Source organism: Streptomyces sp. OR43 (genome assembly GCF_008042275.1).
Classification (GTDB): Bacteria; Actinomycetota; Actinomycetes; order Streptomycetales; family Streptomycetaceae; genus Streptomyces.
Genome location: NZ_RDBK01000037.1, coordinates 10,345 through 29,404 on the forward strand (window position 1 = coordinate 10,345; position 19,060 = coordinate 29,404).

Here is a 19,060-nt window from a genome sequence, read left to right on the forward strand (position 1 = left end):
CTCCAGGTCCCCCCTCCCTACCGGCCCCGTGAGGACGCCATCGACGACGAGGTCCGCCACGACCTCGACCGATGGGAGAAGGACGGGGACGTCTCGTTCGTGGGAAGGGACGGCCCGCGCCTGTTCCCCGCGACCCGTAGGGAGGCACTACGGGCCCTGCGGCGCTTCCTCGATGACCGGCTCGTCACGTTCGGGCCGCACGAGGACGCCATGCTCGCCTCCGACCCCGTCATGAGCCACAGCCTGCTCTCCTCCTCCCTCAACCTCGGCCTGCTCGACCCCGCCGAGTGCGTCGGGCAGGCGGAGACCGCTTGGCGCACGGGCCGGGCACCGCTGAACAGCGTGGAGGGGTTCGTACGGCAGATCGCCGGCTGGCGCGAGTACGTCTGGCAGCTGTACTGGTACTTCGGCGACGGCTACCGGCACTCCAACGCACTCGGGCACACCGCCCCGCTGCCCGGCTGGTGGGACGACCTGGATGCCGACGCCGTCCGGGCCAATTGCCTGCGTACCGTCCTGGCCCAGGTGCGCGACACGGGATGGACGCACCACATCCCCCGTCTGATGATCCTGGGCAGCCACGCACTCCAGCGGAGCTGGGACCCCGCCGCCGTCACGGACTGGTTCCACCGCTGCTTCGTGGACGGCTACGACTGGGTGATGCTCCCCAACGTCGTCGGGATGTCCCAGTACGCCGACGGCGGCCGGATGACGACGAAGCCCTACACCTCCGGGGGCGCCTATGTGAACCGTATGAGCGACTTCTGCGGTCCTTGTGTCCACCGGCCGGGCGACCGGACCGGCGAGCACGCTTGCCCGTACACCGCCGGCTACTGGGCGTTCCTCGACCGGCACCGGGATCTGCTGGCCGGCAACCACCGCGTCGCCCGGCCGGTAAGGCAACTCGACCGGCTGACCGACCTCGCGGAAGTGCGCGCACAGGAACACGCGCGGGGTGACAGGCCTCCGTGAGTCGCCCCTCCACGGACCACCGCGACGAATCCGTCCGACACCAGCGCCGTTTCGACCGGAGGCGGCGCATCCGCACCGACGCATCCGACGGAAGCACTGTTGTGCGAATGACCGGGAGTGAGAAGGGGTTGTGCATGCTTGGACTGCCGCCGGTGGTGGCCCCACCGGCCGAGATCGACGACGGTCCTCTCCCCGAGGCCGTCGGCGCGGATGCGGTGGGCAGCGTCCTCATGGACGTTCTCGACGTACGACTGCGCCATTCCCGTGCCGTCGATCCCGTCTTCGCCCGTGAGCTGGCCGACCGCCTGGCCGCGCTGGTCGAGCGGGGCGGCAAGCGGCTGCGCACGGCGTTCACGCTCTGCGGCTGGCGCGCCGCGGGCGGAACCGGTGACGCCACCGCGGTGCTGCGGACAGGAGCAGCCCTGGAACTGCTCCAGGCATGCGCGCTCGTGCACGACGACGTGATGGACGGCTCACTGCGACGCCGAGGTGCCCCGGCCATGCATGTCCAACTGGCCCGCAGGCACTGGGCAGCGGGCATGCACGGCTCCGCGGAGTCGTTCGGAACCTCGGCCGCCGTCCTCGTCGGTGACCTGGCGCTCGCCTGGGCGGACGACCTGCTCACGGAGACGGCACTCGGTACGCCTCACGGCAGGCAGCTGCACGAGGAGTGGCGGGCGATGCGCACCGAGATGGTCGCCGGACAGTACCGCGACCTGCATGCTCAGGCCGCTCGCTCGTCCGGTATCGGTGAGGCACTGGCCATCGGCACCTTGAAGAGTGCCCTGTACACGGCCGCCCGGCCCCTGGCGCTGGGCGCGTCGCTGGCCGGGGCGGACGATCAGGTGCTGGACACCTTGCGGGCGGCAGGCAGATGCGCGGGGCTGGCCTTCCAGCTCCATGACGACCTGCTGGGCGCCTTCGGTGACCCAGCCCTGACGGGCAAGCCGGCGGACGACGACCTGAGGTCCCGCAAGCTCACCTATCTGCTCGCGCTCGCCGTACAACTCGCGGAGGTCGCCGACGATCATCAGGCCGCCGCCGTGCTGGCTCCGGACGCGGACCTGGGGTCCGAGGACGCCGTGCGGCACGTGCGGGCGGCCCTGAGGCGCACCGGCGCCCAGGATCTGGTGGAGGAGAAGATCGAGGAGCTGACCGCGATGAGCCGCGATCACTTCGAACGTGCCGGTGCGCACCCGGCCGTGCGCCAGGAGTTCGACGCGCTGGTCCGAAGCGCCACGGGTGCGCGCCCGCGCCGAGCACGGGAGACGGCGTGAAGAGGGTGCCGGGGCCGACCGATCACGTCGTCGTGGTGGGTGCCGGGCTGTCCGGGCTGGCCTGTGCCCTGCACCTGCTGGGTGCGGGGCGCCGGGTCACCCTCGTCGAGCGCGACGACGGCCCCGGCGGCCGGGCCGGCCGTGTGCGCGTGGGCGGGTACGAGATGGACACCGGTCCCACCGTCCTGACCATGCCGCATCTGGCCGAGGAGGCGTTCGCCGCCGTCGGGGACAGCCTCCACCGCCGCGTCGAGCTGATGGCTCTGGATCCGGCCTACCGGGCGTGCTTCGCGGACGGGTCCTCACTCGACGTGCGCACCGACGGCGCCGCGATGGAGGCGGAGGTGCGGCGGTTCGCGGGACCGGCGGCGGCCGCGGGCTACCGCGATCTGCGGCGGTGGCTGGAGCGTCTGTACCGGGCGCAGATGCGCCGCTTCATCGATACGAACTTCGACTCCCCCTTCCAGTTGCTGCACCCTGATCTGGCCCGGCTGGCCGCGCTGGGCGGGTTCGGCCGGCTGGACGGCCGCATCGGCCGCTTCATCGCCGACGACCGCCTGCGACGCGTCTTCTCCTTCCAGGCGCTGTACGCGGGAGTGGCCCCGGCCCGCGCGCTCGCGGCCTACGCCGTGATCGCCTACATGGACACCGTGGCCGGCGTCTGGTTCCCGAAGGGCGGCATGCACGCGCTCCCCCGCGCCATGGCCGATGCGGCGGCGGACGCCGGTGCCGATCTGCGCTGGAGCTCCGAAGTCAGCACGTTGGAGCGCTCGGCCGGACGCGTGCGTGCCGTCCGTCTCTCCTCCGGCGAGCGCATCCCCTGCGACGCCGTGGTGCTCACCTGTGAACTCCCCGCCGCATACGACCTGCTGGGGCGGCGGCCGCTGCGTCCGGCCCGGCTGCGCCACTCGCCGTCCGCCGTGATCCTGCACGCGGGCACCGACCGCACGTGGCCGCAGCTTGCCCACCACACCATCTCGTTCGGTGGCGCGTGGGAGCGCACGTTCGACGAGTTGACCCGGACGGGCGAGCTGATGAGCGACCCCTCTCTGCTCATCACCCGACCGACCACCCACGACCCGTCCCTGGCACCGCCGGGACGTCACCTCCACTACGTCCTGGCCCCCTGCCCCAACACGACGGTCGGCCCCCGGGCCGCCACGTGGAGGGACCTCGGCCCGCGCTACCGCGATCGTCTGGTCGCTGAACTGGAACGCCGGGGCCTGGACGGGTTCGCCGACAGCGTCCAGGAAGAGGTCCTGGTCACCCCCCTCGACTGGGCGGCGCGGGGCCATGCAGCGGGCAGTCCCTTCTCGGTCTCCCACACGTTCGCCCAGACCGGACCGTTCCGCCCCCGCAATCTCGTGAGAGGGGTGGAGAACGTGGTGCTCGCGGGATGCGGGACCACTCCCGGCGTGGGCGTTCCGACCGTCCTCATCAGCGGAAAACTCGCGGCCGCTCGCATCACCGGCGGCACCGGCCCCCGACCCGTACGAGCGCGTCCGCTGCCGGCCACCGCCGGCGTGTCCACCGTCCCGGCCCCGGCAGGTACTGATGACCCGTCATGAACTGGACGCGGCGGGGATCACCGATCCCTCGCTGCGCGCCGCCTACACCCAGTGCCGACGGCTCAATGCCCGCCACGGCAAGACCTACTTCCTGGCCACGCGTCTGCTGCCGCTCGAACGCCGCTCCGCCGTGCACGCCCTGTACGGCTTCGCCCGCTGGGCGGACGACATCGTCGACGACCTCGACGGGCACCGGACACCCGAGGAGCGCGACCGGCTGCTGCGCCTCCTGGAGAACGACCTCGCCGACGGGCTGCGTACCGGAACCGGCGACGAACCGGTGGTGCGAGCCGTCGCCGACACCGCGGCCCGGTACGACATCGGGCATGTGCTCTTCGCCGACTTCCTCTCCTCGATGCGCGCCGACCTGACGGTCACCGACTATCCGACCTACGCCGATCTGCAGAGGTACGTCCATGGCTCGGCGGCCGTGATCGGGCTTCAGATGCTGCCGGTCCTCGGCACGGTCACGCCGCGGGAGGAGGCGGCACCCCACGCGGCAGCCCTCGGTGTGGCCTTCCAGCTCACCAACTTCCTCCGGGACGTGGGCGAGGACCTCGACCGCGGCCGTGTCTACCTGCCCGGCGACCTGCTCGCCGCCCATGGCGTCGACCGGCAGCTGCTGGAGTGGAGCCGGCTCACCGGGCATCGCGACGCGCGCATCCGGGCGGCCCTGGTGGACGCGGCGGCGATGACGCGGAAGGTGTACCGGACGGCGGAGCCGGGCATCGGCATGCTCGATCCGCGGGTCCGCCCCTGTATCCACGCCGCGTTCACCCTTTACGGCGGGATTCTCGACGCGATCGCCGGACAGGACTACAGCGTGCTGCATCGTCGTGCGGTGGTGGGCCGCCGGCGTCGCGCGGCCACCGCCGCGGCGGGTGTGCTGCGGGTGGCCGGTGCACGGTGGCGCGCACGCGCCCCGCGTCGCGCGGTCGGGGCAGCGGGGGCGGCGGTCAACCGGAAGGGATCTGTGCGGTGAGTGAGCGAAGGAGCGGGAGGCGCTGGTCGCCACCGCTGCGGCGCAGGCGTTCCGGCCCGGACTGGGCGAAGCAGGCACCGACCTGGCGTCAGGCGCGGCCGGCGCTCATCGCCGAGGCCCTGAAACGTGCGTCCGCCCGTCCGTCGGGCAACTGGTTCGTCGTCGGAGCCTCCCGGGAGGTACGTCCGGGGAAGCGGCCGTACGGCACGGCGGTCGGTGGGGTGGAGGTGGTCCTGTGGCGCTCGGACGACGGTGAACTGCATGCGGGCCCGGGCAGTTGCCCGCATCTGGGGGCACCCCTGCGCGACAGCCGGGTGGTGTGCGGCACGCTCGTGTGCCACTGGCACGGCCTCGCCCTGAACGGTTCTCCGACCGCGGGCTGGCAGCCCTTCCCCGTCCACGACGACGGGGTCCTGATCTGGGCCCGGCTGGACGAGGTGGGCGGCGAGGACCCCACGGCACTCCCCCGGGTGCCTCCGCGGCCCCCGGCGGGCAGGGGGGTGGACGCGGTGTTCACGGCGGTGGGGCGGTGCGAACCGCAGGACGTGGTGGCCAACCGGCTGGACCCTTGGCACGGCTCGTGGTTCCACCCGTACTCGTTCGTCGATCTGTCGGTGGTGCGGGAGCCGCAGGGCGACGAGGACGACGCGTTCGTCGTCGATGTCTCCTTCCGGGTCGCCGGGCGCATGGTGGTCCCGGTGCGGGCCGAGTTCACCGCTCCGGAACCCCGTACGGTCGTCATGCGCATCACCGAGGGCGAGGGGTCCACGTCCGTGGTGGAAACGCACGCGACGCCGCTGACCCGACCGGACCACGAACGTCCGCGCACCGCCGTGGTCGAGGCGACCGTGGCGGCTTCGGACCGTTCCGGCTTCGCTCTCGCCCGGGCCGCCGCTCCTGCACTGCGCCCGCTGATGCGCCGCACGGCCGGACGCCTGTGGCGCGACGACCTGGCCTATGCCGAGCGGCGCTGGGCGCTGCGCAGCACCGGACGCTTTCCCGGCTGACCACGCACCGGTGGCCTCCCTCTCCCCGGCGCGTGGCAGGCCACCGGTCAACCGGACGTGCGACGCCCCGCGATCGCTCCGACGGCCCGGAGCAGCGGGGAACGGCCCGTCCGGGGGACCGTCCACAGCACCTGTCCCCGGACTCCCCGGTCGGCGAGGAGGGCGTTCGCGGCCAGGAAGCCGGTGGTGGCGGCCCGTTCCATGAGGGCGACGGGCAGGTCGCAGCGGATCGCGTCACCGGCCAGGGTCAGCCACGGGTGGGGAGTGCGCACGGTGGGGCGCCTGCGGTGCGAACCCCTCTCGAAGAACGGGCAGTCGGCGCGCCACTCGTGCCGGGCGTCGACGATGCGCGCCTCCCGGGTCTCCGGATACACCTCGTGCAACTGGTCGACCAGCCCGTCCTGCACGTCCTTCCGCTCCGCCGCGGGATCGGCGGCATAGGCGTGGAGTTCGACGACCGAGCCCCCCGCACGCGCTGCCCAGCGGGCGGCCTCGCCCTCGTACCGCTCCAGGGTGCTGATGTTGTCCAGGCCGCCGTAGCCGCTGGTGCCGAGGAACCCGGGCCGGTCGGCGCGCACCGGCCGGTCGAGCCAGAGCCGCGAGACGAGGAAGGGCGGCGCGGTGCGCAGGGCCGCGATGCTGTCGCGCCAGGTGGACGTGCCCAGACCGGGTGACGCGGCGACGGTCTGCCGCAGCCCGGCGGTGTCGAGCGCGAGCACGACGGCCTGGTGGCGGTCGGTGCCGGCCTCGGTGCGCACGTCCGCTCCTCCGCCGTCGCGGGGAATGATCTCGTGCACGGGGGTACCGGTGCGCACGAGTGCGCCGAGGCCCTGGAGGTAGTCGCCGAGCGGATCCCAGAGTGCCTGGGGGAAGGGCTCGGTCGGTACGTCGAAGAGAAGGCCTTCGGCCGATCCGAGGAAGTAGATGTGGAACATCAGCAGCAGTTCGGCGGCGGACAGCTCGCGGGGGTCGGCGAAGAAGCTGCGCGAGAACACCTCGAAGGCCAGATGGTGCGCGGCCTCCGGGAAGCGCACGCTTTCCAGGAACGCGGTGGCGCTCAGGTCGTCGAAGCGTTCGTACACCTCGGGCACGCGTACGTCCAGGAGCGGGAGCGCGGCCCGGGCGTCCATGGCTGCCAGATCGCGCCAGCCGAACGTGGGGCTGAGGGCGACGAAGCCGAGTGCGCTGAAGGGCGGTGTCCTCGGAACACGGGCAAAGCTGTCGGTGAGGCCGCCGCTGTGCCGCAGGGGGTAGTCGGGCAGCGGCGTGAGCCGCGACAGCGCGGGGTCCGTCCGGCGGAGCAGACCACGAAGGTTGTAGTACTGGCGGAAGAAGGCGTGGAACCCGCGGGTCATGGTCACCGGAGAGCCGTCCACGAGTGTGGTGCGCCGGCCGGAGAGCCGGCCGCCGAGTGCGCTGTCCTTCTCGTACAGGGTCACGCGGGCGCCGCGTTCGGCCAGCAGGGTGGCCGCGGCCAGACCGGCGATCCCGCCCCCGATCACGGCGACGGACGGCTCGTCCCCCCGCCGGAAGCGGTCCGCGCCGGGTGCGGGAAACAGAATCTCGGCCTTGCGGTCCCGGCCCCGCGCGGCCGGGACGGTGCTGCGGGCTGTCACTGGGTTCGCTCCCTTGTCGTGGTCGGGCCGCCGTTGCCTGCGAGGAAGGTGCGCGCGATGCCCTTCGACAGTTCCTCGGCGGTCAGGTGGAGGATGCGCACGCGGGCGGGCCACTGCTTGGCGAGCGCGCGGCACAGCATGCCCGCGGAGGTGTCCACCGCCGTGATCCGGGCGCCGGGCGCGGCTCTGAGCAGGGCCCGGGTGGAGGCGCGGGTGCCGCATCCGAGTTCCGGCAGATGCAACCCGGCTCCGCCGTCGGGAAGGCGGAGCCGGCGGGCGGAGAGCGGGAGACCGGCACGGTGGCCGGGGTTGAGGGCGGTGAGGCCGTCGTAGGTGTGCGAAGCGTGATCGAAGGCGCGGGCCGGATCGTGGTCGCGTGGGAGGCTCATCGGTTGCTCTCTCCCCTTCGTGGAACGGGCCGGGAGCGGCGGGGAAGGAAGGGCAGTTCTGCTGCCGTGAAGAGCATCGGCCGGACAGGGGTGCGCAGCCCGATGCCCCACTCCTCCCGTATCGAGGTGGTGCCGTCGAGGAACCGCAGCAGGCGCTCGGCCGGGACACGGCGGAACAGGTCGGTGAAGAAGTCCGGGCCGTTGATCCGCCCGGTGTCCAGGGCGCGCAGCAGTATCGCGTCCATGGCCAGCGCGCGCCGCCCGTAGGGGGCGGGGATCCTCCCGTGCCCGTCCCGCAGGGCGGCGGCGATGGCTCCGCTCTGTCGTTGCGAGGCGGCGAAGGTGTAGCCGGTGGCGGGACGGGTGGAACCGCCCGCCGTCCCGATCCGGAACACGGCGGCCCCGGCCCGGCGCGGGAAGCGTGCGTCGGTCATGGGGATGACCCCCTGTTCGGTGTCATCCACCGTGAACGCGCCGAGGCCGAGGATGTCGCGGCAGTAGTGACCGAGTGCCGTCTCGTAGGCCTCCGTGGTCAGTGCTCCGGCGGAGAACTCGGTGTACTCCACGAGTGCCCGGTCGGGTGCCAGGGGCAGGACGTAGCCGAAGGCGAGCCCGTGAGCGGGCTGGGGAACCCGGAAGTCCATGAGATCGGCGACCGCGGGATCGAACCGCTCGGTTTCGGTGCGGACGAACCAGCCGCGGAAGTGCTGGAGCAACTGCGTGCGCGCCGGCGGCATGGCGGTGAGCGGCCGGGAGTCGAACACGTGACGGGCGTGCAGCGTCCGGGTCCCGCCCTCGGGCAGCCTGCAACGGACCTCCGCGCCTCCGTCCACGCTGTGCACCGATTCCGCTGTCGCGCGCAGCACCCGCCCGCCCTCCGAACGGGCCAGGTGGCCGTGGACCAGCCTTTCGTAATCGGTGGAGCGCACCATGCGGTAGGTGAACGGGGCCGGTTCGACGGCGACCGGGCGGCCGTCGGCGCCGTACACGCGCACGACGTCCCATGACGCGCCGACGGCCTCTTCGAGGCCGTCGACTCCCGCGTGCCAGTAGCACCAGGTGCGCCCCGCCGGGCGGAGCGGACCGTCCGGCGGCTCGATCACGGTGACGGTTGCGGAGCTGGTCTCCAGCAGCCGGTGTGCGAGGCTGAGACCGGCTGCACCACCTCCGACGACGATCACGTCGGACGTGTCGGCGGAGGGGAGCGTCACGGGGCTCGCCGTTCCACGACGGGCGTTCGGTCCGGGCCCGTGCGCACCGGTTCGGCGTCCGCCGCCAGCGCGTCCGCGGCAGCGGCGGCCACGTGCCGCGGGCCACCGCCACGGGGCAGCGGCGGCGCGGTGCCTGCCACCGGACGCTGGGCGAAGTCCGCGTCGAGGTGTCCCGGCCGGACAGCCGACGTCTCCCGTACGGCGCGAGCGCACGAAGCCGGATCATAGACGCCGAAGCGCGCTGTCGGAGCGCCTCGGTACGCCGGGGCCGCACGGCCCGAGCGGCTCGGGTCGCGTCCGGAAAGGGCCACACGCGCACCCCGGCCGGCGACTTCGGCGGTGATCGCACCGCCGAGAACTCCGGTGGCACCGGCCATCAGGACACGGGCGCCGCTCAGTTCCACACTTCACTCCTGGATACGCCTGCGACGAGGTCTTCCCGTCGGTCAGTGCTACGGGCCCCGTGCCGTGCACGGATGCGGCGGATCACGATGCGCGCCGGCGTCACCTCTGCCGCCCCAGGTCGGCGGACACCTCGCGCGCGGCGCGCGCTCCCGATGCCAGCGCGCCCTGTACGGAGCCCGTCGCCCGGTGGTCCCCGCACACGTAGCGTCCGGGGCCGAGCCGGGTGGTGCGGCTCAGCGGCCAGGGCGGAAGCATCGCCGGCAGCGCGCCCTCGACCGTGTGGGCGGCGATCTGCTGCCAGCCGCTCGTGTCGGTGCCGTAGAGCCCGGCCAGACGCCGGAGCACCGCCTGCGCCCTGCCGGGAGGGTCCGTTCCAAGGACGGAGGTGGAGATCAGCGCGGTGCCGGGGGGCGCGTAGCCGGGGGCCACCTCGCTGAGTACGCAGGTGTTCAGGATCGTGCCCGTGCTGTCCACCATCAGGGTGGGTTCGGCCATCGGTGTGCGGTCGGTGGCGTGGTAGTAGGTGGTGACCGTGCGACCGTCCGGCACGGTCAGTCCGGGCAGCAGACGGGCGGCCGTCGCCGGGTCCGTCGCCACCACGACGGTCCGGGCCGGCACCTCGTCCCCGGCCCTCAGCAGCACTCCCTCGTCGGTGATCTCCTCGACGGGCGTGTCCCGTCGCAGGACCCCGTCGGGAAGGCCTTCTGCAAGCTGGGCCGGCACCGCGCCGATGCCTGCCGCCGGGAGGCACAGAGTCCCTCGCACCATGCTTCGCCAGATCAGGTGGAAGAAGCGCGCGGAGGTCTCCAGACGGTCCTCCAGGAAGACACCCGACAGGAACGGCCGCAGGATGTCGTCGATCGCGGTGTCCGACACCCCTGCCCGGGTCAGGGCCGCCGCGGTGGAGCCCTCCCGGCGCCTTCTGACGACGGCAGCGGGCAGCACGGCGTCCCCAGCGGTGAGGGCTGTCAGGGCGGCCAGGTCGTGTGCCGACAGGACCCGCCCCGGCAGCAGGTTCCCCACCGCACCTCGCTCGCGCGTCGGGTCGGCGAGACGGACCGGCCCCTTCGGCGTGTGCGCGACGATGCCCGCCGTGAACGGCCGCAGGCGCAGGCTCCTCATGTCCAGGCGCGGCTTCACCTGCGGATACGAGGTGTTGAACACCTGGAACCCGCGGTCCAGCAAGAACCCGTCGCGCCGGTCCGTGCGCATCCGGCCGCCCACCGCGTCGGACGCCTCGAGCAGGGCCACCCTGTGGCCGGCGCGGGACAGGTCCAGCGCGCATGCCAGACCGGCCAGGCCCGCGCCGATGACGACGGCGTCCGGCGCCCGGCGGTGTTCGTCAGTCATGTCGCTCCTGGGTCGACGCGCTACCTGTGGCGCCCGGAAGCCGGGACTCGTCCCCGGCCCCTCCCCCGGACGGGATCCACGGACCAGCCGGCACGGGCCGGCCCCCCGAACGGGGCACCGGGCGCGGCCCGTCTGCGACGGATGGCGCAGAGGCGGCCGCTGGTCCAGCGGACCACGTTCCGCCGATCGATGCCAGGAGCCACGACCGAGCGACCCCGACGACGCGACGTCACTGGGCGGCCACCGCCTCCAGGGCGGCGACGGCCTCGGCAAGTCCCCCCGGACGCGCCACGCCCGTCGGCGCCTGCCCCGCCCATCCCGGTCCGAGGGCCAGGACGACCGGCCCGCGGCGAGCACCCCGAACGCCCCACTCCATCGCGGCCACGTGCTGAGCCAGTGGCCGGCTGGCGGTGGTCCGGGACTGGGCCCACAGCCCCACGGCGGCCGGCCCGGTCCTGCGCACCGCGGCGACGAGCGACTCGACGGGCAGCGCACCGCCGAACATGCGCACCGGTACACCCCTCTCCGCCAACGCGGCGGACAACACCTCCAGCGGCAGCGTGTGCATCTCCCCCGGCACGCACGCGAGCACCGTGGTGGCACCACGCCGGTCGGCGGCCGTCGGGGGCGCGGACCGCCGCAGCGCGCCGGAGACGTGCCAGGAGAGGAAGTGCTCGACCTCGACGTACTTCTCACCCGAGGTCTCCCACTTGCGGCCGACGGCCTGGAGCGTCGGCATGATCACCTCGGTCCAGGCCGCGACCAGCCCGTGCTCCGTGATCGCGGTGAGCAGCAGCCGGTCCAGGGCGACGGCGTCGAGGCGCAGGGCCGCCCGGGCGATTCCCCGGCACTCCTGACGTACGTCGCCGAGTCGCAGACCGCTCCCCGCCCGGCTTCGGGCACCGGCCGGGGGCCGGGGCGCACTCGCGGGCACGTGCCGGGGCGGGGCCGCCCTCGGCGGTTCCTCCGTGCGCGCCAGGCGCGCCGCCTCGGCCGGTGGCAGTCCGGTCGCCGTCCATGCGCACATCCGCTCCAGCCGGGCCACGTCCCGTGCGGTCCAGCGCCGGTGCCGGCCGCCGGTGTGGGCCTCGGGGCCGAGCCCGTACCGGCGGTCCCACGTACGGATCGTCGTGGGAGCGACCCCCAGACGCCTGGCCACCTCGCCGGTGGTCAGCCCGCCGACCTCCGGACCGCCCTCGCCTACCCGGTCCTCACCGCTGCCCCTCGTCGTGTCCATACCGTCACTGTACGACGCACAAACGACGCATGTTGCTTGCGTCGTTTGTGCGTCCAAGACTGGTGGTCACACGGCGGCCACGTACGGCGGACCGGCGAACCTGCCGTTCGGCGCAGGACCTTCCGTCCCCGCATCCGGCACGGCAGGAGGAATCAGGCCATGAACACGAGCACGCGACCGACCCCCGCTCCCGCCCCGCCCCAGGAGGGACCGCGCTACGAGGAGGATCTGGCCCTGGGCCTCGCCGCCGCCGACGAGGAAGCGTTCGCCGCGATCTACCGGCGCTGGGGCTCGCTCGTCCACACCATGGCCACCCGCTCCCTCGGAGACGTCCACGAGGCCGAGGACGTGACCCAGCAGGTCTTCGTGGGCGCCTGGCGCGGCCGGCACGGCTTCCGGCCAGAACGGGGCGCGCTCGGTGCCTGGCTGGTCGGCATCACCCGTCGCAAGATCATCGACGCGCTTGCCGCCAGGACGCGCCGTCTGGCCGTCGTCGACTCGGCCACGAACGGTGCCGCGCCTGCCGTGCCGGCCCAGAGCGCACCGGACGACGTGCTGGACCGCGTACTGCTGGTCGATGCCCTGCACCAGCTGCCGCACACCCAGCGCGAGGTACTGTGCCTGGCCTTCTACGAGGACCTGACACAAGTTCAGATCGCGGAACGCACCGGGGTGCCGCTGGGGACGGTCAAGAGCCACACCCGTCGCGGGCTGCACCGACTGCGCCTGATGATCGACCAGCCCGGCGTGAACGGCGCTGCCGCGCCGGCACAAGGCTGAACGGGGACAAGGGCCACCGGCCTTCGCCGTGGTGCCCGCCGGCGGCTCGTCCGGGTATCCGGATGCCCGCCCATGGTGCGGTTCCCCGTCGGGCCTCGGGCTCTACGGCAGGAGGCCGTCGCCGGCGGCAACAGGGCTTCGTTCCGTCTTGGATCCCCTCTTCAGCGCGCGGACGTGGGAACCGTCGACTGCGGCCCGGGAGAAGTCCAGGGCCTCGGCGCTGCGACGCTTGGCGAGGAGAGCCTTGTGCAGCCGGGGCCACACACCGGCCTCGGTCCACTGGGCCGGGCGCCTCCAGCACGTCATCGCCGAACCGAAGCCGAGCTCCTGCGGCAGGTGTTCCCAGGCGATCCCGGTATGCGGCACGAACAGGATGCCCTGGAACACCAGCTGATCCGGATGCCGCTTCCGCCCGGGATGGCGGGCTCGGCGCTCCACCTTCGGCAGCAGCGGCTCGATGGCCGTCCACAGTTCGTCGTCGACTTCCCACCGCTTCGGCGGCGCCACTTCGCGCCCCCGGATCAACAGTCCCGGAGCCATCCAACCACCAGCGATCCAACCACCTCCGAGATCATTTCGTCAGGAGTTCTCCAAGCGCTCCCGCCAGCAGGCACCAAACTGATCCACCCATGCCAACCACCCACCCACTGATCGGTAGAACCGCTCCTGGACATCGCCGCTCTCACCGCGCTGGGCATGGAGTGGGCGGGCGCGGTCCCGGTTCCCGAGGCCGCCCCGGAGCCCGCGCCGTCGGCGGCCCCGACGAAGCGGCCGCGGCGTGACCACCATGATGAGTGCGACAAGACGCCCTACGCGGGCGGTACAGGTACCTGTGACCTCATCGAGCAGTACGGGCCGTCCTCCGAACGCGACGATTCCTCATCTTCTTGTCAAGCCGTTCTGGCTGGGGCGCTGGCCGTCAGTCGGCCGCCGGCTCGACGGTCGCTGCAACTGAGCGACGGCGGAGCCCTGCGGCCACATGTTCCATTTCGACCAACGTGCCCACCAGGCCGGCGGTCCTCAGCTCGTCGGCCATTGCCCGCGCCTGCGCCAGCGACAGCCCGTGTGTCTCCCGCAGAGCGTGCAAGACAGGGACAAGACTCGACTCGGACCCTGCAAGACGAAGTCGAGCGGGTCCGTGCTCTGCCAGCAGCGCCTGCCGGATCTCCTCGGGGGTCGTTCCGCCGCTGTCCTGCTCACACCACGCAGTGGGACAGGTCAGGCATCTCCCTTCGGTGCCCCACCACACCTGCCCGCGGTCGATGAACTGGCCGATGTCGCGTATCAACACACCGCCGCAGTCATCGCAACGCGTCGTGACCTTCATGCCCTGAGTGATCACCGGACTCCCCGCCTTCGACCCTCGGTCTGGGGATCTTCCCGCGTATGCGTCTGCCCGTCGACCGCAATTCCTCGCGGATATGTCGTGCTCAAGCGGCGGTCGGGACCGGCGGTACGGGCTCGTAGGACCGATTGTCACGGAGAAGAGCCCAGAGGACGTTGACGCGTCGGCGGGCGAGTGCGAGCACGGCCTGGGTATGCCGCTTGCCCCCGGCGCGTTTGCGTTCGTAGAAGCGCGTGAATCCTCGAAGCTGCGAATGCTGATCAACGCGGAGGTGCAGAAGACCCGTTGGAGGCTGCGGCTGTATCTCTTGGGCCGGTGGAGGTTTCCGCTGATCTCACCCGAGTCGCGGGGAGCCGGGGCGACGCCGGCGAACCCGGCGAGCCGGTCCGGGGCGCCGAAGGCGGTCATGTCTCCGCCGGTAGCTGCGAGGAACTCGGCACCCAGCAGGGGCCATGCTCGCGATCACCTCGGCGTGTTTGTGCTCGCGAAACAGGGCCTGGATGAGCTTGTCGATCTCGGCGACTTGCTCGTTGAGGCGCATCACCTCCCTCGCCAGGGTGTGCACGAGCTGGGCGGTCGGCTTCTCCCCGCTCACGCTGGTGTGCTGGCGCTCGGCAGCTTCCACGGCGGCCTGCGCCAGTTGGGCGGCGCCGCGGACCTTGCGGCTGCGTAGCCAGGTCTCCAGTCGGCGGGCACCGGTGCGGTGGATGGCCACCGGGGTCTGGAAGCCGGTGAGCAGGACGAGGGGCCCAGCGTTGGTCACGTCCAGAGTTCGTTCGAGGGCCGGGAAGATTCCGGTGAGGCGGCCCCGCAGCCTGTTAATCGCACGGGTGCGGTCGTCGGTGAGGTCGCGTCGGTGAAAGGTGAGGATCTTCAGTTCGGTGACCAGTTCGTCGCCGGGCCGCAGGGGTTGCAGGTCCCGCCGAATGCGGGCCTGATCGGCAACGATCGCCGCGTCCTTGGCGTCAGTCTTGCCTTCGCCCCGGTAGCCTTCGGATGCCCGGTTGACTGCCACGCCGGCTGGAGGCCATGCGCGACCGTGCGGGACAGCCCTCCACCGTTCACCTCGGCATGCCCGACTTCCGCCGCGATGCCGGACGAAGCAGCACGGACTCCGAGGACTGAGCGCCGACGGGATTCTGATCACCGGACAGCGAAGCGCAGGGCCGCCTTCTGCCGCCTGGCTGACCTCCTCTGGGAGTCGGGCCTGACCGGAAAGCTGAACAAACCAGCGGCTTCAACCTGCCGCAACCTACTTCAATCCATGTCGATGGATTGAGGCTCGCCCGACCTTCGGCTCGCGAAGCGCGGTCGGCGCGCCGCTGGATACTCACCGCTGCGGGGCGTTCGGGTGGCGGCTGTTCCCCGGCTCGGTTCTGCCCGCCGAGGCGTTGAGCGAGGCGGTCACCAAGGTGCGCAGCGAATCGGCGAGGCGCTGGCCGTCACCTTGCTCCAGCAGGCGCAGGATCGGGTCGCTATGCAGGGTGGCGAGCAGGATATGGGCCAGGAGTTCGGCGTCCAGGTCCGAACGCTCCTGGCTGATCAGCGAGGTGATGTGGCTGTGCCAGAACTGGTAGACGGGGTGCGCGCTGCGCGGATCCTCTTCGGGCTTGTGTGCTGTCGTCACGGCGTGGCCGAGCGCGGCCAGGAGTCCCTTGTTGCGGGCTACCACGTCAACGACGGCGTCGAGGAAGGCGAGGAGGCGCTCTCGTGACGTGGCACCCGGGCCCAGCGGCGGTGGGCCTGTCGTGACGGCTTCGTGCAGGGCAAGGGCCCGTTCTGCCATCAGCGCCCGCATAAGGCCCATGCGGTTGCCGAAGCGGTGGAAGACCGTGCCCTTGCCGACGCCGGCTGCGGCGGCGACTTGTTCCATCGAGATCTGCTCGGGCCGGTGCCGTGCCAGGAGTTCCTCGGTCGCCAGCAGGATCGCGTGCCGATTTCGTGCCGCGTCGGCACGTTCGCGGCGGCCTTCTGTCATCGAGTCCTCACCCCGCATGGACAACTGGACCGACGGTCCAGTACGGTCGCCGAAGCTGACCGGAAGTCCACTTTAGCTGCCGGCGGAGACCCCTTGCCCGTTGGCCCCTCAGGAGAGTCATCATGCGACGAGTCCGCTACTACGAATACGGCGATCCGGACGTCCTCACGATCGAGGAGGCCGAAATCCCCACGCCGGGGCCGGGCCAGGTGCTCATCCGGGCCGAGGCGATCGGGGCAAACTTCGTCGACACCAAGTTCCGGCGCGGGCCGTCCAGCGGGGCGATCTTCCAGCGCCCCCTGCCCGGCAAACTCACCGGTGACGTGGTGGGCACCGTCGAAGCCGCCGGACTCGGCGTCGACACACAGCAGGTCGGCCGACGAGTCGCAGGGCTGGCCGAGGACGCGTTCGCCGACTACATCGTCGCCGACGCGCAATGGCTCGCCCCGATACCCGACGGACTCGACCTCGGTGCAGCCAGCATGCTGCCCATGGGCGCCCCGGTTGCACTCCGGATCCTGCGCACCGGCCGGCTTGCGTCGGGTGAGACGGTACTGATCCACGCCGCGGCCGGCGGCATCGGCCACCTGGCCGTACAACTCGCCAAACTGCTCGGCGCCGGCACGGTCATCGCCACCGCCGGCTCACCGGCCAAACTCGACTTCGCCCGCAGGTGCGGCGCCGACATCGCCATCGACTACACGGACAGTGACTGGCCCGACCAGGTCCGCAAGGCCGCACCGCGAGGCGTGGACGTCGTTCTCGACTCCGTCGGCGGCGAGACCCTGCAGCGGAGCTTCGACGTACTGGCTCCGTTCGGCCGGATCGTCATCTACGGAGCTGCGAGCGGCGAGCTGACCAGCCTGCCTTTCACCGACCTCTTCGCCCTGAAGTCCGTGGCCGGGTTCTCGCTCATCGCATGGCGCGCGGCCGACCCCGAGCAGGCCCGCCGAGAAATGACCGAGGTCGCCGAATACTCGACTGCCGGGCAACTGCACACCGCCGTGCACGCCCGCCTCCCGCTCGCCGAGGCAGCCGCAGCACACCGGCTACTCGAAGACCGGTCTCAGCTTGGCCGCGTCCTCCTCCTGCCCTAAGGGCTTGCCGGGAAACAAGTCGTGGCTTCCAGCTGTGGGGCTCGTTGGTCTGGTATGGGGAGACCGGAGGGGATCGAGGCCGTTCTGGCGGCGAAGTTCCAGGTGTTGTTGCCGCATCTGGACGAGCGTCAGCGTCGGCTGGCCATAGGGGCGGAAGCACTGTCGCTGGGGCATGGCGGCATCAGGATCGTCGCCGCTGCAGCCGGGGCACGGGAGGCCACGGTCTCGCGTGGGGCGGCTGAACTGGGCTCTGCTCAGGCACCGTTGGGGCGGGTGCGCCATCCCGGCGGAGGGCGGAAAAAGGCGGCCGAGCTGGACTCTGGGCTGCGGCCGGCACTGCTGGTGCTGGTCGAGCCCGACGAGCGGGGCGACCCGATGTCGCCGCTGCGATGGACGACGAAGTCAACCCGGAAGCTGGCGGCGGAGCTCACCCGCCAGGGGCACCGGGTCTCCGCTGACACCGTCGCCGCCCTGCTGCGGGAGGAAGGCTTCAGCCTGCAGGCCAACGCGCGTGTCGTCAGGCCGCGGAGCCGGCCGTGAGCTGGTCCATGGTGCCGGCCAGGTTGTAGTGGGCCCGCTTCTCGATGATCTTCCCGTCCTTGAACGTGAACAGGTTGAACATGGAAAACCGTGAAGGTCGGGTTCGGCTGTTGTCAGCCGAACTGCTCAACCGTGCTCTGCAGCGGCATCGGTCACAAGCTGCCACATCTCATAGTTCCCGCATTCCGCCGTGATCTCGGCCGTCGCCTGAGCCGCAGCGAAGAAGTCGTCGGCCAGCGGCGAGGTGCGCGACGCCGCCATCGCGACGAACACCTGGTCCGGCGCCAGGTCCGGGACGCGTACGTACCTGATGTCCGGCCGTGAGTAGAACACGGTCTCCGAGCGCCCCACGAACGAGATGCCGCGGCCGGCCGCGACGTGCTCGAGCTTCTCCTCCACCCCGCGCACCCGGAGCCCGGAGTCGGGGAGCGGACGCCTCGTGGGCTGCGTGCTCGGGTCGGCATGCCAGATCAGCGGTTCACCGGCCAGGTCCGCCTCGGTGACCTCCTCCTTGCCGGCCAGCGGGTGGTCCGCGGGCAGCGCCACCATGAGCGGCTCGGTGTAGAGCGGGGTCAGGCGCAGGCCGGTCTCGTCGACAGGCAGCCGCACAAAGCCGACGTCGACGCGGCCGTCGAGCAGCATAGGGACCTGGTCGTCCCATTCCATGCGCTGCACGTCCACGACCACGTCCGGATGGCGGCCCCCGAACTCTCGCGCTGCGGGGATGACCGGGATCCCCGCACGGAAACCGACCACCAGCCGCCGGCCGCCACGGGCAGCCGCGGTCACCCGGCGTCTGACCGCTTGCGCGGAGGCGAGCAACGGACCGGCGTCGTCGAGGAGTTGTCGGCCCGCGTCCGTCAGCGTGACGCCGTGGCTGTCCCTGGTGAACAGGGGGGCGCCGAGGTCCTGTTCCAGCGCGCGGATCTGCCGGCTGAGCGCAGGCTGCGCGATGTGCAGGTCCTCGGCGGCGCGGCCGAAGTGCAGCCTGTCGGCGACGGCGACGAAGTAGCGCAACTTGCGCAGATCCAGATCCATGGAGCCCCTCCCGGTCCCAGGGCCTCGGCAAAGTGGTGCTTCGTCCGGATTGGTGATCATGCGATRCCGAGGAGAGRGAGGGGCCGGTGGGGCTTCTCGCGTTGRGTCGCAGGTCGGCGGCGATGTTTCTCGGGTACTCACCGCAGTCGTTCTGGGGGCTGTGGCTTCCGGGGCTGGATGGGGATGCTCCGGAAGCCACAGCATGGGCGGCACCGCCCGTGACGCGGCGAAGGCTGGCGCCCCGCGCGCCCTGACGGTCACCGATACG

16 protein-coding genes and 4 pseudogenes are annotated in these 19,060 nt (G+C 71.9%); 8 read left to right on the top strand and 12 right to left on the bottom strand.

Annotated features, from left to right (window positions below; genetic code table 11):
- The 5 genes from EAO72_RS17045 to EAO72_RS17065 all read left to right on the top strand — a co-directional run.
- Positions 1-972 (top strand): cryptochrome/photolyase family protein (locus EAO72_RS17045; protein ID WP_459112821.1); only part of this gene is annotated, 972 nt, incomplete at its 5' end.
- Between the two features lie 134 nt (positions 973-1,106).
- A complete protein-coding gene (locus EAO72_RS17050) occupies positions 1,107-2,249 on the top strand; it encodes a polyprenyl synthetase family protein (RefSeq protein WP_187285094.1) in 1,143 nt (380 codons plus the stop codon).
- Positions 2,246-3,817, top strand: coding sequence for a phytoene desaturase (locus EAO72_RS17055; RefSeq protein WP_148018194.1), 1,572 nt, complete (start codon positions 2,246-2,248; stop codon positions 3,815-3,817). Before EAO72_RS17050 ends, EAO72_RS17055 begins: the two co-directional genes overlap by 4 nt.
- The gene (locus tag EAO72_RS17060; protein WP_148018195.1) at positions 3,804-4,799 is read left to right on the top strand and encodes a phytoene/squalene synthase family protein; all 996 of its coding nucleotides are present in this window, start codon (positions 3,804-3,806) and stop codon (positions 4,797-4,799) included. The genes EAO72_RS17055 and EAO72_RS17060 overlap by 14 nt, the downstream gene beginning before the upstream one ends.
- On the top strand, positions 4,796-5,806 hold the full coding sequence (locus EAO72_RS17065) for a DUF5914 domain-containing protein (RefSeq protein ID WP_148018196.1): 1,011 nt from the start codon (positions 4,796-4,798) through the stop codon (positions 5,804-5,806). The genes EAO72_RS17060 and EAO72_RS17065 overlap by 4 nt, the downstream gene beginning before the upstream one ends.
- Before the next feature lie 47 nt (positions 5,807-5,853).
- On the opposite strand, the gene EAO72_RS17070 is transcribed toward EAO72_RS17065, so the two are convergent.
- The 6 genes and pseudogenes from EAO72_RS17070 to EAO72_RS17095 all read right to left on the bottom strand — a co-directional run bounded on the left by EAO72_RS17070 (position 5,854) and on the right by EAO72_RS17095 (position 12,014).
- Positions 5,854-7,422: an FAD-dependent oxidoreductase gene (locus EAO72_RS17070; RefSeq protein ID WP_148018197.1), complete on the bottom strand. Its 1,569-nt coding sequence runs from the start codon at positions 7,420-7,422 to the stop codon at positions 5,854-5,856.
- 65 nt (positions 7,423-7,487) lie between these two features.
- Positions 7,488-7,811 (bottom strand): annotated as a pseudogene (locus EAO72_RS17075) (methyltransferase domain-containing protein); the annotation flags it as partial.
- Positions 7,808-9,022, bottom strand: coding sequence for a lycopene cyclase family protein (locus EAO72_RS17080; RefSeq protein ID WP_148018198.1), 1,215 nt, complete (start codon positions 9,020-9,022; stop codon positions 7,808-7,810). The gene EAO72_RS17080 and the pseudogene EAO72_RS17075, both read right to left, overlap by 4 nt.
- Positions 9,019-9,426 carry a Rossmann-fold NAD(P)-binding domain-containing protein gene (locus tag EAO72_RS42025; RefSeq protein ID WP_187285095.1) on the bottom strand — a complete coding sequence of 136 codons (408 nt, stop codon included), beginning with the start codon at positions 9,424-9,426 and terminating at the stop codon, positions 9,019-9,021. Before EAO72_RS42025 ends, EAO72_RS17080 begins: the two co-directional genes overlap by 4 nt.
- A 100-nt stretch (positions 9,427-9,526) precedes the next feature.
- Positions 9,527-10,777 (bottom strand): NAD(P)/FAD-dependent oxidoreductase, encoded by a 1,251-nt coding sequence (locus EAO72_RS17090; RefSeq protein WP_148018199.1) that lies wholly within the window; start codon positions 10,775-10,777, stop codon positions 9,527-9,529.
- A 229-nt stretch (positions 10,778-11,006) separates the two neighbouring features.
- Positions 11,007-12,014: a MerR family transcriptional regulator gene (locus EAO72_RS17095; protein ID WP_148018200.1), complete on the bottom strand. Its 1,008-nt coding sequence runs from the start codon at positions 12,012-12,014 to the stop codon at positions 11,007-11,009.
- 159 nt (positions 12,015-12,173) lie between these two features.
- Between EAO72_RS17095 and EAO72_RS17100 the strand changes: the two genes are divergently transcribed.
- Entirely contained in the window at positions 12,174-12,794 is a 621-nt protein-coding gene (locus tag EAO72_RS17100; RefSeq protein WP_148018201.1) for a sigma-70 family RNA polymerase sigma factor, read from the top strand.
- A gap of 129 nt (positions 12,795-12,923) precedes the next feature.
- On the opposite strand, the pseudogene EAO72_RS17105 reads toward EAO72_RS17100, so the two are convergent.
- The 4 genes and pseudogenes from EAO72_RS17105 to EAO72_RS17120 form a co-directional block, all read right to left on the bottom strand.
- A pseudogene (locus EAO72_RS17105) lies at positions 12,924-13,334 on the bottom strand (transposase); the annotation flags it as partial.
- Between the two features lie 379 nt (positions 13,335-13,713).
- Positions 13,714-14,121, bottom strand: coding sequence for a hypothetical protein (locus EAO72_RS17110; protein ID WP_261991527.1), 408 nt, complete (start codon positions 14,119-14,121; stop codon positions 13,714-13,716).
- Positions 14,122-14,224: 103 nt separating this feature from the next.
- Positions 14,225-15,157, bottom strand: a pseudogene (locus tag EAO72_RS17115) (IS110 family RNA-guided transposase); the annotation flags it as partial.
- Between the two features lie 312 nt (positions 15,158-15,469).
- Positions 15,470-16,117, bottom strand: a complete 648-nt coding sequence (locus tag EAO72_RS17120) for a TetR/AcrR family transcriptional regulator (RefSeq protein WP_148018203.1) — start codon at positions 16,115-16,117, stop codon at positions 15,470-15,472.
- A 122-nt stretch (positions 16,118-16,239) separates the two neighbouring features.
- On the opposite strand from EAO72_RS17120, the gene EAO72_RS17125 reads away from it, so the two are divergent.
- On the top strand, positions 16,240-17,214 hold the full coding sequence (locus tag EAO72_RS17125; protein ID WP_148018204.1) for a quinone oxidoreductase family protein: 975 nt from the start codon (positions 16,240-16,242) through the stop codon (positions 17,212-17,214).
- Between the two features lie 54 nt (positions 17,215-17,268).
- Positions 17,269-17,751 (top strand): annotated as a pseudogene (locus tag EAO72_RS17130) (ISAzo13-like element transposase-related protein); the annotation flags it as partial.
- Here EAO72_RS17130 and EAO72_RS42525 read toward each other — a convergent pair.
- Both EAO72_RS42525 and EAO72_RS17140 read right to left on the bottom strand, forming a co-directional pair.
- Entirely contained in the window at positions 17,732-17,836 is a 105-nt protein-coding gene (locus EAO72_RS42525) for an ester cyclase (RefSeq protein WP_148018205.1), read from the bottom strand. The pseudogene EAO72_RS17130 and the gene EAO72_RS42525 overlap by 20 nt on opposite strands.
- A gap of 44 nt (positions 17,837-17,880) precedes the next feature.
- A complete protein-coding gene (locus EAO72_RS17140) occupies positions 17,881-18,792 on the bottom strand; it encodes a LysR family transcriptional regulator (protein WP_148018206.1) in 912 nt (303 codons plus the stop codon).
- Positions 18,793-19,060: the final 268 nt, after the last annotated feature.